General features: G+C 70.9%; 12 protein-coding genes. 5 read left to right on the forward strand and 7 right to left on the reverse strand.

What is annotated here, in order from left to right:
- Positions 1-20: 20 nt before the first annotated feature.
- Genes ABD768_RS37015 through ABD768_RS37025 form a run of 3 tightly spaced genes read right to left on the reverse strand, consistent with a single transcriptional unit; the run spans position 21 to position 3,318 of the window.
- Positions 21-1,172, reverse strand: a complete 1,152-nt coding sequence (locus ABD768_RS37015; protein ID WP_344848750.1) for an ABC transporter permease — start codon at positions 1,170-1,172, stop codon at positions 21-23.
- Complete coding sequence (locus tag ABD768_RS37020; RefSeq protein ID WP_344848754.1) at positions 1,169-2,335, reverse strand: ABC transporter permease; 1,167 nt, start codon at positions 2,333-2,335, stop codon at positions 1,169-1,171. The genes ABD768_RS37015 and ABD768_RS37020 overlap by 4 nt, the downstream gene beginning before the upstream one ends.
- A gap of 2 nt (positions 2,336-2,337) precedes the next feature.
- Positions 2,338-3,318 carry an ABC transporter ATP-binding protein gene (locus tag ABD768_RS37025; protein WP_344848756.1) on the reverse strand — a complete coding sequence of 327 codons (981 nt, stop codon included), beginning with the start codon at positions 3,316-3,318 and terminating at the stop codon, positions 2,338-2,340.
- 177 nt (positions 3,319-3,495) lie between these two features.
- Between ABD768_RS37025 and ABD768_RS37030 the strand changes: the two genes are divergently transcribed.
- A complete protein-coding gene (locus ABD768_RS37030; protein ID WP_344848759.1) occupies positions 3,496-4,017 on the forward strand; it encodes a GyrI-like domain-containing protein in 522 nt (173 codons plus the stop codon).
- Here the strand turns inward: ABD768_RS37030 and ABD768_RS37035 are convergent.
- Entirely contained in the window at positions 3,957-4,919 is a 963-nt protein-coding gene (locus ABD768_RS37035) for an Acg family FMN-binding oxidoreductase (protein ID WP_344848761.1), read from the reverse strand. The genes ABD768_RS37030 and ABD768_RS37035 overlap by 61 nt on opposite strands.
- 4 nt (positions 4,920-4,923) lie before the next feature.
- Positions 4,924-5,985, reverse strand: coding sequence for a zinc-dependent alcohol dehydrogenase family protein (locus ABD768_RS37040; RefSeq protein ID WP_343964986.1), 1,062 nt, complete (start codon positions 5,983-5,985; stop codon positions 4,924-4,926).
- A 194-nt stretch (positions 5,986-6,179) separates the two neighbouring features.
- Between ABD768_RS37040 and ABD768_RS37045 the strand changes: the two genes are divergently transcribed.
- Positions 6,180-7,052, forward strand: a complete 873-nt coding sequence (locus ABD768_RS37045; RefSeq protein ID WP_343964988.1) for a universal stress protein — start codon at positions 6,180-6,182, stop codon at positions 7,050-7,052.
- Complete coding sequence (locus tag ABD768_RS37050) at positions 7,049-9,583, forward strand: cation-translocating P-type ATPase (RefSeq protein ID WP_344848764.1); 2,535 nt, start codon at positions 7,049-7,051, stop codon at positions 9,581-9,583. Before ABD768_RS37045 ends, ABD768_RS37050 begins: the two co-directional genes overlap by 4 nt.
- A gap of 13 nt (positions 9,584-9,596) precedes the next feature.
- Here the strand turns inward: ABD768_RS37050 and ABD768_RS37055 are convergent, their stop codons facing one another.
- Together ABD768_RS37055 and ABD768_RS37060 are read right to left on the reverse strand one after the other, a co-directional pair.
- Positions 9,597-12,353, reverse strand: coding sequence for a bifunctional acetate--CoA ligase family protein/GNAT family N-acetyltransferase (locus ABD768_RS37055; protein WP_344848766.1), 2,757 nt, complete (start codon positions 12,351-12,353; stop codon positions 9,597-9,599).
- Positions 12,354-12,366: 13 nt separating this feature from the next.
- Entirely contained in the window at positions 12,367-12,789 is a 423-nt protein-coding gene (locus ABD768_RS37060; RefSeq protein WP_343964995.1) for an Hsp20/alpha crystallin family protein, read from the reverse strand.
- A 173-nt stretch (positions 12,790-12,962) separates the two neighbouring features.
- On the opposite strand from ABD768_RS37060, the gene ABD768_RS37065 reads away from it, so the two are divergent.
- A complete protein-coding gene (locus ABD768_RS37065; RefSeq protein WP_343964997.1) occupies positions 12,963-13,853 on the forward strand; it encodes an ABC transporter ATP-binding protein in 891 nt (296 codons plus the stop codon).
- 5 nt (positions 13,854-13,858) lie between these two features.
- Positions 13,859-14,656, forward strand: coding sequence for an ABC transporter permease (locus ABD768_RS37070; protein ID WP_344848768.1), 798 nt, complete (start codon positions 13,859-13,861; stop codon positions 14,654-14,656).
- Positions 14,657-14,665: the final 9 nt, after the last annotated feature.

The following is a 14,665-nucleotide window of genomic DNA, read 5'->3' on the forward strand; positions in this document are numbered from 1 at the left end:
CCAACCATCCGGTTGCACCGTCAGGCGGTCAGCCTGCGGTGCAACCGGTACGACGCCGCGACCAGCAACCCCGCCGCGAACAGCGTCAGAACGGCCAGCGGCCCGGCGATATCGGCGATCGAGCCGCCCTTGGACAACACGACGATCCAGGCGTCGACGGCCCAGGCATGCGGGGTGATGTGGCCGATCGTCCGCACCACCGGCGGCACGATCTCCAGCGGCCACATGCAGCCGCCGAGCATGCCGAACCCGATCCCGATCACCGGTCCGATGGACGAGGCCTGCTCCGGAGTGCGGAAGACACTGCCGCTGAGCATCCCGGCTCCCGCACCCAGCGCGGCCCACACGACGACCAGGGCCGCCGCGGCGAGCGGATTGCCCCAGCTCACGCCGAAGAGCAGCCCACCGACCGCAACGATCAGGGCCGACTGGACCAGGGCGAGCAGCAGATAGCAGAGCGCCTCACCAGCCACCAGGTCACGGGAGCGGATCGGTGCGGCCAGCGCCCTGGTGTAGATCCCCAGTCCACGGGTCTGCGCGATGGCGGCGCCGGAGGCGAGCGTGTTGATGAACACGAACAACAGCAGCATCGTCGGGGCGCTGTAACCGAAGCCGGTCGGCAGGTAGTCGCTCTCGGTGGCGACGTTCTCCACCCGGGTGCCGATCCGTGGGGTCGCCCGCCGCACTTCTGTTGCCCTTGGCAACTGAGACGTCAGGCTGCCGCCGGCGTACCGGGCCGCGAAGGCCGCGGCCTGGATCCGCTCGGCATGCCGGCTCACGGCCGCCCCGATGGCCGCGATCACCGCCGAGCGCGTCGACGGCGCGCCACCGGCCAGTACTTGCAGCTCCACCGATCGCCCCTGCGTCACCAGCGCGTCGAGATCCGCCGGCACCAGCACCACCGCATCCAGTTCGCCGCGGCGTAACGCAGTACGGGCCTCCTGCTCGTCGACGAACGTGTGTACCGGACCGGCAGCGGACAGCTCGTCGACCAGGGCGCTCGCCTCCGATCCCGGCCGAGCCGGTACGCCGAGCCGGAAGCCGCCCGGGCTCTGCACGATCGCGCCGATGATCACGATCATCAGCACCGGTAGCAACACGACGAAGAACAGCGCGGTCCGGTCCCGCACCATCCGCCGCAGCGACGCCGCGGTCACCGCGAGAGCTCTCATCGGATCGTCCTCCTCCACGACACCGCCGCGGCGAGCACCGCGACAACGGCCGACATCGCCAGAGTCACCGCCACCGGTACGACCGCCGCTCGCGCGCCGGCACCGGTCGCCAGATCGGTCAGGCCGCGCAGCGCCCAGCCGTTCGGCGTCGCCAGCGCGAGCTTGCGCAGCAGCGGTGGCGCCTGGCTGACCAGGACGAAGTTCCCGCCCAGCAGGACCAGCCCGAAGGTCAGGATCGACGCCAGCCCCTCCGCCTGCCGTTCCGACCGGGCCACCGCCACCACCAGAGCCGTCAGCGCCACGAGCGCGACCGCCATCGCGACGATCACCGCCGCGGCCGGCAAAGCGGGTCCCCACTGCGCATCGAGCAGCAGGGTGCTCACCACTGCCAGCACACCGAGGCTGAACACGCCGTAGACGAACGTCGACAGGGATTTCCCGAGCAGTACCGCGCCACGCCGGATCGGTGCCGCCGTGATCCGCTCCAGGGTTCCCTCCCGTTGCTCGGTGAAGTAGTCCCGGGCCGCGAACCCGATGGTGAAGAAGAGGAAGAAGATCCCCATCGCGGGCGCGTAGTACGAGACCGTCCTGAGCTGGCGATAGCCGGTCGGCGCCGCGACCACCGACTCCGGCAACCGCAGATCCGCGGCGGCCTTCGCCAGCTCATCGATCCGCTGCGCCGGCACCCCGGCTGCCAGCGCGGTGTGGATGGACAGCCGGTCGGCGTTCAGCTGGGCGACGAAGGCCTCCGCGATCGAGCGTGCGACCTGTGCCTGGACCAGCTCGTCGGGGTTGCCGAGCACCTTGACGTCCACCGGTTCCTCGCCCGTGGCGGCCGAGCTGAAGCCGGCCGGCACGATGAAGGCGGCACCGGCCTGGCCCTGGTCGACCTGCTCGCGCGCTGCCGCGTCCGTGTCGGCGGTTCGTACTGTCGCGAAGCCGGCCAACTGCGGCCCGGTGAGCAACTGGCGGAAGGCCTGGGCCAGAACGCCCCGGTCGTGGTCGACCACCACCAGGTCGGCATGGAAGGACTCGACGCCCGCGAAGGCGAAGCTCATCAAGGTGGCGACCATCAACGGCGCCACGAACCCGAGGACCAGCGCCGAGCGGTCCCGCAGCCGCCGGCGAAGATCCTTCGCGGCGATCGTCAGTGCGGCTCGCATGCTCACTCCCGCAGTGCGGTGCCGGTCAGGTGCAGGAACACCGCCTCGAGATCGGGCTCCACCACCTCGACGGACCTCAGCTCGGTCTCGGCGGACTCGGCCGCGGCCAGTACCGCGGGCAGCAACCGGCGCCCGTCATGGGCGAGCAAGAGGACCTGGCCGTCCTTGAGATCCGCCCCGGCGATGCCTGGCAGGGCCCGGCACCGCTCGGCCAGGCGCTGCAAGTCTCCGGTAGCGGTCAGCGTGATCCGGTCCAGCTCACCGAGCTGGGCGACCAGGCCACGGCGGGTGCCTTCGGCCACCAGGCGACCGTGGTCCATGATGCCGACCCGGTCGCACAACCGCTCGGCTTCTTCCATGTAGTGGGTCGTGTACAGCACCGCCGTACCGGTGGCCCCAAGGCCCTGGATGCTGTCCATGATCGCGTGCCGGCTCTGCGGGTCGACGCCGACGGTCGGCTCGTCCAGCACGAGCAGACGAGGAGCATGCAGCAGGCCGGCGCCGATGTTCAATCGCCGCTTCATGCCACCCGAGAAGGACTCCACCTTGTCGTCCGCACGATCGGCCAGCCCGACCAGCTCCAGCACCTCGCCGACCCTGGCGCGCAGCCTTCGGCCACCCAGGCGGTACAGACGCCCGAAGAACCGCAGGTTCTCCGCAGCGGTCAGGTCCGGGTAGAGGGCGACCTCCTGAGGCACGTAGCCGACCAGTTCCTTGGCCTCGACGGCGGAGGTGCTGACCGCGCGGCCCGCGATCGAGCAGCGGCCACCGTCGGGGTGCAAGAGGCCGCAGACCAGCCGGATCGTCGTCGTCTTGCCCGCCCCGTTCGGCCCGAGCAGACCATAGGTCTCCCCCGGCGCCACCGTGAAGCTGACGCCGTCCACCGCGGTCCGGTCGCCGAACCTCTTCGACAGGCCGTCGACGGTCAGCACCTCGTCCGCGGTGGCCGGAGCCGTCACCTCACCACTCGTCACCGTCGCCATAGCTCGTCCTCCCTCACGACCTTCCAACTGTCGTGCGTGACCAGGCCCGGCGGTCAGGGTCCGACGGCCCGTCTCCGGATGCCTTTCGCACCTTTGCGACGCCATTGGGGACTTTCGGCCCTGCTGGCGCGCGGTCCTTCGGCGTCTGCTGGAGGTACCAGGGCGAGAGGACAGATCATGCACACCGCGGTAATCGAGACTCGGACTCTTGCGGCTCAGCCGACCGTTGTCCGGCGCGCGACGTTGCCGCCGTCCGAGGTGACCGGCTGGCTGCCGCTGGCGCTGGGTGACATCGCCGAATGGTTGCGGCACCGGCGGATCGTGCCCTGTGGCTTCCCGTTCAGCCGGCGGCATCAGGCCGCCGACGGGCTGGTGGTCGTGGAGGCCGGGTTCCCGGTCACGCTGCCGGTCGCGCCCAACGGTCTGGCCCTGCCGTCGGAGTTGCCGGCCGGGCCGGTGGTGGTGACGGCGTACAGCGGACCGTACCGGAAGATCGGGACCGCGTACGACCTGATCGAGGACTGGCTGCGGCGGCATCACGACCGGGCCACGGGTGACGCCTGGGAGATCTACCACTCGCCACCGATCGGTTGCCCGGACGAGTGGCACCCCGAGATCGTCCAGCCGTACTCCATTGCCTACGGCAACAACACTTCGGCGATCGGGCGGCGCGGGGTCGCCGGTACGCCGGGGCCGTAGCCGAACCGGATGATCGCCTGCGGCCGGGTCCAGGTGCCCAGCGGGTCATGGAGCAGCCAGCGCAGCGTGTCGTGCTCGATCGCCTGGTTGAGCAACGAGGTCGACAACCCCGATGCCGTTGCCTCCAGCAACACTCGCTGCATCGCCTGACCGGCGCGCAGCCATTCGGCCGGACCGTCGCGCCGGGTCGCCAGGATGGCGAGCTGGGGATTCTTCTCGAAGGCCGACGCCGGCCGGCCGGCGTCGTCGGGTGTCGCGGCCAGGTCCCTGACCGGCGCCTTCGCCCGATCAGGACGCGGCCCGAGCGCACTGGCCGGCACGCCGTCGACGAGCCGGTCACCACCCACCCAGAGCCGGCGCTCCTCGGTGCGGGCCAGACTCCGATCGTCCTCGCTGCCCGCGTCCGCCGTCGCCAGGTGGACCCACTCGAGCTGGGCGCCGCCGTCCAGCCACTGCAGGTCCGCGCCCTCCAGCCGCGCGGTCAGGTCGAGCAGCCGGCGCAGCTCGGCGGGCATCGGCTGACCGGAGTACGGCTGGCGATTGGTCCGCCGGAGCGGGATGGCCGGGGCCAGCCGGTGCAGTTCCTCGGCTTCGGGGCCGCCGCTGACCAGTTCCACCTCGGCGACCAGATCCGGCCGGCGCCGGTCGAGCACGCTACGGACGACCGTGCCGTACGCCAGGCGCGCCGCCTCCACCCGCAGGTTGAAGACGGCGGCGCCCAGCGACAGGTGGAGCATCCGGCGGTCCGGGTCCTCGGCCGGAAGCTCCCTGGACCGGTCACGATGAACCTCGATCACGCAGCCGGTGAAGCGGAACCGCCACGGCTGGGTGTTGTGCATCGAGGGCGCCGCGACGGCTGCCCGGAGCAGCTCGTCGCGATCGTGCCCGGTCGGTTCGAGCATCGGCTCAGCCCTCGAGATCCTTGGACTCGTCGCCGAACAGCGCCACCTTCAGCGCGCCGGTCTCGCCGGCCCGGGAGAAGATGTCGTACGCGTCCTGCATCTCGTCGAGGCCGAACCGGTGGGTGATCAGGCCCGGCATCGACAACCGGCCGGCCGCCAGCATCGACAGCAGCCGCGGGGTCGTCCAGGTGTCCACCAGGCCGGTGGTGATGGTGACGTCCTTGATCCACAGGTCTTCCAGGTGCAGCGTCGCCGGGGCACCATGGACGCCGACGTTCGCCACCCGGCCACCGGGCCGGATCACCTTGGTGCACAGCTCGAAGGTCTCCGGGATGCCGACCGCCTCGATCGCGACGTCGGCGCCCAGACCACCGGTCAGCTCCTTGATCGTCTCGACCAGGTCGTCCTCCGGGCCGAACGCCAGATCGGCGCCGTGGTCCAGGGCCGCCTTCTGCCGCGCCGACGCGGAGTCGACGACGATCACGCTCGACGGGCTGTACAGCTTGCTGGTGGTGACGGCCGCCAGGCCGATCGGGCCGGCGCCGACGATGACGACGGTGTCACCCGGCTTGACCTGCCCGGCCAGGGTTCCGACCTCGTAGGAGGTCGGCAGGATGTCGGCCAGCAGCAGCGCGGCCTCGTTGCTCACGTTGTCGGGCAGCTTGTGCACGGACCGGTCCGCGAACGGGACCCGGACCATCTCGGCCTGGGTGCCGTCGATCAGGTGGCCGAGGATCCAGCCGCCACCACCGAGGCACTGGCCGTACCGGCCCTGCCGGCAGTACTCGCAACGCCCGCAGGCGCTGATGCAGGAGATCAGCACCCGGTCGCCCGGCTGGACACCGTGGACGCCGCTGCCCACGGTCAGGATCGTGCCGACCGCTTCGTGGCCGAGGATCCGGCCCGGCTCGACGGTCGGTACGTCGCCCTTCAGGATGTGCAGATCGGTGCCGCAGATGGTCACTGCGTCCACCCGGACGATCGCATCTTCGGGGTCCTGGATCACCGGGTCCGGCACCTCGTGCCAGCTGCGGTGCCCAGGGCCGTTGTAGACAAGCGCCTTCATGGTCGGTCGACCTCCAAGATCTCGGGGTGTGTCTTCACTCCCGACCTTTCCGCGCCCGCGCGGGAGCGGGCAGGGCAGAAACACACCAGTCCGAAGGGACCTTGGTCGCCTCCGGACAGGCCGTTGCACCCTGTGCCGTCCGCGCCGCCGCGGCTGAACTGGAACAGAGCACTGCCGAGCGAGAGGTGTCCCTCATGTCCACGCCCGCACGCCCCGCAATCCTGGTCGGTCTGGACGGATCGGCCGACGGTCTGCTCGCCCTCGACTGGGCGGTCAACCTGGCAGCGCGGCGCGGCTGGACCGTCCGCGCCCTCCACGTCGTCGACGACACCCGGCCCGCGCACCAGCTCGCCGCCGCGCCATCGCAGGACGACGGGACGGACGTCCTGGACGACGCCGCCGACGAACTCGACCGGCTCGGCTTCACCGACGCCGTCCTCGAACTCGGCTACGGCAATCCCGCCCAGACCCTGCTCAAGGCGTCGGCCGAGGCCGCCGTGCTGGTGATCGGACGCCGGGGCGCCGGCGGGTTCGCCGAGCTGATGGTGGGATCCACCTCGCAGGTCTGCGCGGCGCTGGCCCGGACGACGCTGGTCGTCGTACCGGACGAATGGCAGGCGGCCGAACCCGCGTGGGGCCGGATCGTCGTCGGCGTGGACGGCTCGCACTCCTGCCAGGCCGCCCTGGGATACGCCTTCGAGATCGCCGCGGAACGCCGGGCCGAGCTGGAGATCGTGCACGTGCCCGACCTGCCCGAGGCCTTCCCCCGCCCGGATCTGTGGCTCGACCCCGAGGACGCTCCCTGGCGGCGCGACGCCCAGCTGATGGTCGGTGAGTGCCTGGACGGCTGGCCCGAGAAGTACCCAGCGGTCGTCTTCCGCACCAGGTACCCGGAGGGCCATCCCGTCCAGGTGCTGGCCAAGGAGTCGCAGTACGCCGACCTGGTCGTCGTCGGCGGCCTCGGCCGCACCGAGTTCACCGAACTCCGCCTCGGCTCCGTCTCCCGCGGCCTCCTCCACCACACCCACTGCCCGGTCGCCATCGTCCACACCGAGTCGATCAGATGAGCGTGTCCACGGCCCGGCCGCCCGGTCTCACCGACCAGGAGGCACGCCACTCCCTGGCCGAGCACGGTCCGAACGCGATCGCCGAGGCCCCACCCCCACGACCGTTCAGCAGGGTGCTCGCACAGCTGCGTGACCCGATGATCCTCCTGCTCCTCGGTGCCTCCGTGCTGACTGCCTCCCTGCGCGACTTCGCCGACCTCACCGTGATCTTGGTGGTCGTCGTTCTGAACACCGCCGTCGGGGTGGTCCAGGAACTGCGGGCCGAGCGAGCACTGGCCGCCTTGCGCCGGCTGGCCGCGCCCCAGGCGCGAGTCCTGCGCTCCGGCCGCGTCCTGATGATCCCGGCCGCCGAGGTGGTGCCCGGTGACGTCGTGATAGTCGAGGCCGGCGACATCGTGCCGGCCGACCTGGCAGTGACCGAGGCGTTCCAGTTGCAGGCCGACGAGGCCGCGCTGACGGGCGAATCGGTCCCCGTCGAGAAGCAGATCGCCGACGAACTGAGCGCCGGCACGGTGATCACTCGTGGACGCGGCCGCGCGGACGCCGTCCGGACCGGCCCCGACAGCGCGCTGGGCCGGATCGCGTCACTGCTCTCCGGGCAGCGACCGCGGCCGACGCCACTGCAGCGGCGCCTTGCCGCACTGAGCCGGGTGCTGAGCCTGGTGGCTGTCGCCCTGTCCGCCATCGTCGCCGTCTCGGGCCTCATCCGAGGACTCCCACTGCCCGACATGCTGGTGACCGCGGTCAGCCTGACCGTGGCCGCCGTGCCTGAGTCGTTGCCTGCCGTGGTGACACTGGCACTCGCCATCGGTGCCCATCGGATGGCCCGCCGGTCCGCGGTGGTGCGGCAACTGCCGGCCGTCGAGACGCTCGGGGCGGTCACCGTTGTCGCCGCCGACAAGACCGGCACGCTGACCGAGGGTGTCATGCTGGCCGAACGGCTCTGGACCGAATCCGGCGAATACGTTGCCTGCGGCAATGGTTATGCGCCGGACGGAGACATCACACCGACGGACGGGCCCGCCGGGACGCAAGCCGAGCTCGACCGGCTGCTGCGCGACGTCGTGCTCTGCAACGACGCCGACCTGCAGCCCCCTGATGCGGAGCAGCCCGGCTGGCGCCCGCTCGGCGATCCGACCGAGGCTGCGCTCATCACCTTGGCCCGGCGCGCCGGGGTGTCTCCCGACGGCCTCCGGGCCGCTTACCCGCGCACCGCGGAGGCCCCCTTCGACAGTCAACGCAAACGCATGACGACACTGCACCGGATGCCTGGCGGCGACCAGGTGCTCGTCATCTGCAAGGGGGCGCCGGAGGTCCTGCTCGACGAGCACGTGACCCCGTACGGCGCGGTCGCCCGGGCCCGTGAGACCGCTTCGCTACTGGCCCGGGACGGCTACCGGGTGCTGGCCGTGGCCGATCGAACCCTGCCCGCTGACGGGCATACCGGACAGGCGGAGGTGGGCTTGCGGCTCGCCGGACTGATCGCCATCACCGATCCGGTCCGGGGCAACGCCGCCGAGGTGGTCGCCTCCTTCACCCAGGCCGGCGTCGAACTGCTGTTGATCACCGGCGACGCGGCCGGAACCGCCCGCGCCGTCGCCGATCGGATCGGGCTGGACAGCACCGAGGTGATCACCGGTGCGGACATCGATGCCGGACGCGATCCCGCGCCCGGCCCGGGAGCCCGGATCTTCGCCCGGATCAGGCCCGAACAAAAGCTGGACATCGTCCGGGCCTGGCAGGACCGGGGCCACGTCGTCGCGATGACCGGTGACGGTGTGAACGACGGCCCGGCCCTGCGCCGTGCCGACATCGGCGTGGCGATGGGCCGCGACGGCACCGAGGTCGCGCGGCAGGCCGCTGACCTGATCCTGACCGACGACGATCTGGCGACCGTGGTGGCCGCCATCGAGGAAGGCCGCCGGATCTACTCCAACGTCCGCACCTTCCTGCGGTACGCCCTGAGCGGCGGCCTGGCCGAGGTGCTGGTGATGCTGTTCGGTCCGTTCTTCGGCCTGGCACTGCCGTTGCTGCCGGCCCAGATCCTGTGGATCAACATGCTCACTCATGGCCTGCCCGGGGTGGCGCTCGGCGCCGAGCCCGCCGATCCGCTGGCGATGCGGCGCGGGCCACGGCCCACCACCGAACACGTCCTGGGTGCGGGCCTGTGGCAACGAATCGTCTGGACCGGTGGTCTGATCGCGACCGTTACTCTGGTCGCCAGTCTGCTGGCCCGGCACGCCGGAGCGCACTGGCAGACCACGACGTACCTGGTCCTCGGTCTGTCGCAGCTCGGCGTCGCCGCGGCGCTACGCCGTCCACGGGCACCGGGAACAGGGCGCTTGCGCTTCCTCGACCTGGCCGTCGCCGGTGCTGTCGTCGCTCATCTGCTTCCACTCGTCGTCTCACCCCTGCGTGACCTTCTCGGCCTCGCGCAGGTGACGACGGGGCAGTTCGCGGCCGCGGTGTTGTTCGGGATCGTTCCAGGCGCGGTCGTCGCCCTCCTGCGACTGCGGCACCGCAAGTCCTGATCCGGGTATCGCGTCAACCGAGGTGACGTGAGTACCAGTCCGGTTCCGGGGCGGCCGGCGTCAGGCGGACCTTCACGTCGAGCGCCTCCGCTCCGGTGGGGGTGGCCGTCAGGGGGTTGATGTCGAGCTCGGCGAGTTCGGGAACGGCCTCGGCCAGCCAGGCGATTCGGTGCAGGACGTCCAGTACCGCCGCCTCGTCCGCGCTCTCGGCGCCGCGGTAGCCCGCGAGCAGGGGCGCGCAACGCAACGAGCGGACCATGTCGGTGGCGTCCAGGTCGGTCAGTGGGAGGCCACGCCAGCGCCGATCGGCCAGCAGGTCGGTGAGGATGCCGCCGCTGCCGACCATCAGCACCGGGCCGAACAGCGGGTCCCGGACCAACCCGGTCACCAGCTCGACGCCGGTTGACGCCATCGCCTGGACCACCACATGCGGGTCACCGACGGCGGCAGTCAGTTCCGTGTACGCCCGCAACAGTTCCGCCGCGTCTCGGAGTCCGAGTTTCACCCCGCCCACATCGGTCTTGTGCACGATGCCGGGGGCCGCTGTCTTCAGAACGACCGGATAGCCGACCCGGTCCGCGGCGTCCAGCGCCGCGTCCCGGTTCGACGCTGTGAGCGCCGCGACCACCGGGATGCCGGCACACAGCATCAGCTGCTCGGCACGGGCCGGGTCGAGCCAGCCGCCCTCGCGATGGGAGTTCAGGTAGTGCCGGACGATCGCCCTGGCACCGTCTTCGTCCATATCGGTGATCTCCGGTACGACGCCCTGCGGCCGGCCGCGCCAGGCGGCGTACCGGCAGGCGTGGCCCAGCGCACGAACCGCGGTCTCGGGGAACGTGTAGACGGGCAGCTTCGATCCGTCGTCGAGCGTGATCTGCGGCGCGGCCCCCGGAGCGCCGAGGCAGTTGACGAGGATCGGTATCTCCGAACCGGCGGCCGCGCGGGCGATCGCCGCGTACGTCTCGTCGACATCGCCCGCTCTAGTTGCCGCATAGCTGATCACGAGGGCATCTACCTCGCCACTGGCCAGCAGGATGCCGACCGCGCTCTCCAGCGTTTCCGGCGTGGCGGCCGCACCCAGGTCGACCGGGTTCCCGGCTCCGACGGCTCCGGTCCTCTTGACCAGTTCGCTCGTTGTCGCCGCGCTGAGCTCCGGTACGTCGAGTTCCGCGGCGACGGCCGCGTCGGCGGCCAGTACGCCGGCACCGCCCGCATTGCCCACGATCCCGAGCCGCCGGCCTTTCGGCAGTGGCCGCCCAGCGAGTGCCCGGGCCGTGTCCACGAGTTCCTCCAGCGTCTCCATCCGCAGTACGCCGGACTGCGCGAACAGCGCGTCGACGGCGGTGTCGGGGGTCGCCGCGGCGGCCGTATGCGAGGCGCCGGCCCGGCGGCCGCCGGTCGAGCGGCCGCTCTTGACCACCAGTACCGGCTTCTTCCGGCCGACCAGGCGGGCCAGTCGGCCGAACTTGCGCGGATTGCCGAACGACTCCAGGTACAGCCCGATCACGTCGGTCCGCGGGTCGTTCCACCAGTGCAGCAGAAGATCGTTGCCGCTGACATCTACTTTGTTGCCAAGCGAGACGAATTCGGACACGCCGGGGCCGATCCGGCCGGCATGGTCCAGGACCGCGATCCCGACTGCGCCGGACTGCGCGGCGAGGCCGAGCGAGCCGGCCATCGGCGGGACGTTGGCGAAGGTGGCGTCGAGGCGGACGGCCGGATCGGTGTTGACGATGCCCAGGCAGTTCGGGCCGATCAGCCGCAGGCTGTAGCGCCGCGCGATCTCCAGCAGCTTCTGCTGGGCCAGCCGGCCGTCGGCGCCCGACTCGGAGAACCCCGCGGAGAGGACGACGGCCCCGCCGGCACCGGCCCGGCCACAGTCCTCGATCACGCGGGCGACCTGCGCGGCCGGCACCGCGATCACGGCCAGGTCGACATGGCCCGGAACGTCTTCGACCGAAGGGTACGACGTGATGTCGCCGATCCGGTCGGCCTTCGGGTTGACGGCGTACAGGTCGCCGGTGAAACCGCCGTCGAGAAGATTGAGCAGTACTTCGTGGCCGACCCCGCCCGGCTTGCGGCCGGCGCCGATCACAGCGATGCAGCGTGGTGAGAGCAGCGGCCGCAGCGACCGGGACTCGGCGGCGCTCTCCCGCTCGGCCATCCGGTCGAGGGTGCGCGCGGAGTACGCGGTGTCGAGGGACAACTCGACCAGGCCGCTGTCCAGCTTGTGCACCTCACGGAAACCCGAGTCCAGGAAGACCCGCAGCATCGGTGCGTTCTCGGCGAGCGTGTCGGCATGCAGATGCCGGATCCCACGCTCGCGGGCGACCGCTGCCAGCTGCTCGAGCAGCAACGTCCCCAGACCCCGTCCGTGCACGGTGTCGTCGATCAGGAAGGCCATCTCGGCCTCGTCGGCCCGCATCGGCTCGTAACTGGCGACGCCGGCCACCGCCCCGTCCACCTCCGCGACCAGCGCCACGTGGCCGTGCGCCGGGTCGGCCTCGACCAGGTGCCGGGTGTGCTCGTCGGCCGTCAGCCGGCTCAACCCGAAGAACCGCAGGTAGACCGAGCGGTCCGAGAGCCGGTGGTTGATCGCCATCAGGGCCGCCTCGTCGTCGCGGCGGATCGGCCGCAGATGAACGACCGACCCGTCGGACGCAAGCGCATCCCAGCCGGCCGGAGCCGGCTGGGACGGGGTTCCCTCGGGGGTGGGAACCCTGGCCCGGCCGGAGTCTCCACCGACCGGGCCTGTCGTGGCCGATGTCATCGCCCCGGCCCGATCACGACTTGCGGGTGATCGGGACGGTGCGGGTCTCCACCGACCGGGTGGTCGTCGGCACGCTCACCTCGAGGATGCCGGCGTCGTACTGCGCGGTGACGGCGGACTCGTCCGCCCCTTCCGGCAGGAAGATCCGCCGGGTCAGGGAGCCGTAGTGGAACTCGGTCCGGGTCCCGGTGTGCTCCTCCTGCCGACGGGTCGCCGCGATGGTCAGGATGCCGTTGGCCACCTCCACCTTGAGGTCCGGCTCCGGATCGATGCCGGGCAGTTCCGCCTTGACCACGTAGCGATCGCCGTCGGCGTACTCCTCGATCCGGACGCCGCGGATTGCAGCCGGCCAGCTGAACATGTTCGGCAGGGAGTCGGCCCAGTCGAACAGATCGGCGAACTGGTGCCGTCCGTCCTTGCGCTCGAGTGTGGTCATCTTCACTCTTCCTCCTTCTCCTCGGTTCTGCTGACACCTCCACTCCACCTCGCCGGGGGCGGCCGGAGCAGGGCCGGAGGGACTCGACTGGTGCGGACCTTCGGCCCTGTCCACCGCCGTCACGCGACTCCTACGGTCGAACGGAACGGAGGTAGAGCAGGAAGGAGCGCGACATGGACGCCGCGATCAGGACTACGGGACTGTCCAAGCGGTTCGGCACGCACCAAGCGCTGCGGCGGCTGGATCTCGAGGTCCCGCGCGGATCGGTGGTCGGCTATCTCGGACCCAACGGTGCCGGCAAGACCACCACGATCCGGATCCTGGCCGGGCTGATCGCGCCGACCACGGGGACCGCCGAGGTTCTCGGGTACGACGTGGTCGACCGCTGTGAGGAAGTCCAGCGGCGGATCGGCTACCTGCCGGGCGAGTTCGCGGCGTATCCCGAGCTGACGGGCGCGCAGTACCTGCACTACCTCGCGAACCTGCGCGGTGATGTCGACTGGGCGGAGACCGAGCGGCTGGCCAAACGGTTCGACCTGGATCTGTCCAGGCGGTTCAAGACGCTGTCGCACGGCAACAAGCAGAAGCTCGGCATCATCCAGGCCTTCATGCACCGGCCCGAGCTGCTCATCCTCGACGAGCCGACCGCCGGACTCGACCCGCTCATGCAGCGCGAGTTCCTGGCGCTGCTGCGGGAGACCAGGGACGACGGCCGGACCGTCTTCCTGTCCTCGCACATCCTGTCCGACGTCGAGGCGGTGGCCGACACGATCGCGATCCTGCGCCGCGGCGAGCTCGTGGTGACGAAGACCGTCGAGGAGTTGCGCGAACAGGCGCTGCACTGGCTGGAGCTCACCTTCGCCGGTCCCGCGCCGCTCGAGCAGCTCAGGCAGGCCGACGGAGTCCAGCAGCTCAGTGTCGACGGAAGAACCGCGCATGTGGAGGTCAGCGGTTCGACGGCCGGGCTGCTGACGGCGGCCGCGCCGTACCAGGTCGTCGACATCGTCAGCCACGAGGCCGATCTCGAGTCGATCTTCCTCGACTACTACACCGCAAGGAGCTGAGCACAGTGTTCCGCAACGTCTACTGGAAGACGCTGTACGACGAGCGCCGCGGCCTGGTCGCCTGGTCGATCGCCCTCGTGCTCCTGGTCGGCCTCGAGTCGGCCCTGTGGCCGTCGCTGCGGGACATGCCCGACATGAAGGAGATCTACGCCCAGCTCCCCGAGGAACTCGGCAAACTCTTCGACTTCGACGCGATGACCACCGGCCCGGGCTTCCTGAACGCCGAGCTCTTCACCCTGATGCTGCCGATCCTGTTCCTCGTCTACGGCATCGGGCACGGCGCCCGGCTGATCGCGGGCGAAGAAGAGGCCGGCACCCTCGATCTGCTGCTGGTGCAGCCGATCACGGGCGCGCGGATCGTCCTGCACAAGGCGCTGGCCCTCTTCAGTTGCCTGGCCGTCCTGGGCCTGGCCCTGTTCGTCGCGACCACCGGAATGAGCCTGATCTTCGGTCTGGGCATCGGCGCCGGCCAAGCAGCGACCGGTTCCCTGGCGATGACGCTGCTCGGCGCGGAGTACGGCGCCCTCGCCCTCGCCGCCGGAGCCCTCACCGGCCGCCGCTCGATCGCGATCGGTTTCGGCTCCGCCGCCGCGGCGGCCGCGTATGTCCTGTACGCCGCCGGACTGATGATCGACTCGCTCGACCCCTGGCGCCCGCTCTCCCCCTTCGACCAGGCGCTGAGCGGCGGCCCACTCGGCGCGGGCCTGCCAGCCACCTACCTCTGGCTGATCGCCGGCGCCGCCGCCCTCACCGTCATCGCGATGCCGGCCCTCGACGGCCGCGACATCGCCGCCCACAACTGACGTGAAGGT

Origin of the sequence: Kribbella ginsengisoli, from assembly GCF_039537185.1 — a bacterium.
Lineage (GTDB): Bacteria > Actinomycetota > Actinomycetes > Propionibacteriales > Kribbellaceae > Kribbella > Kribbella koreensis.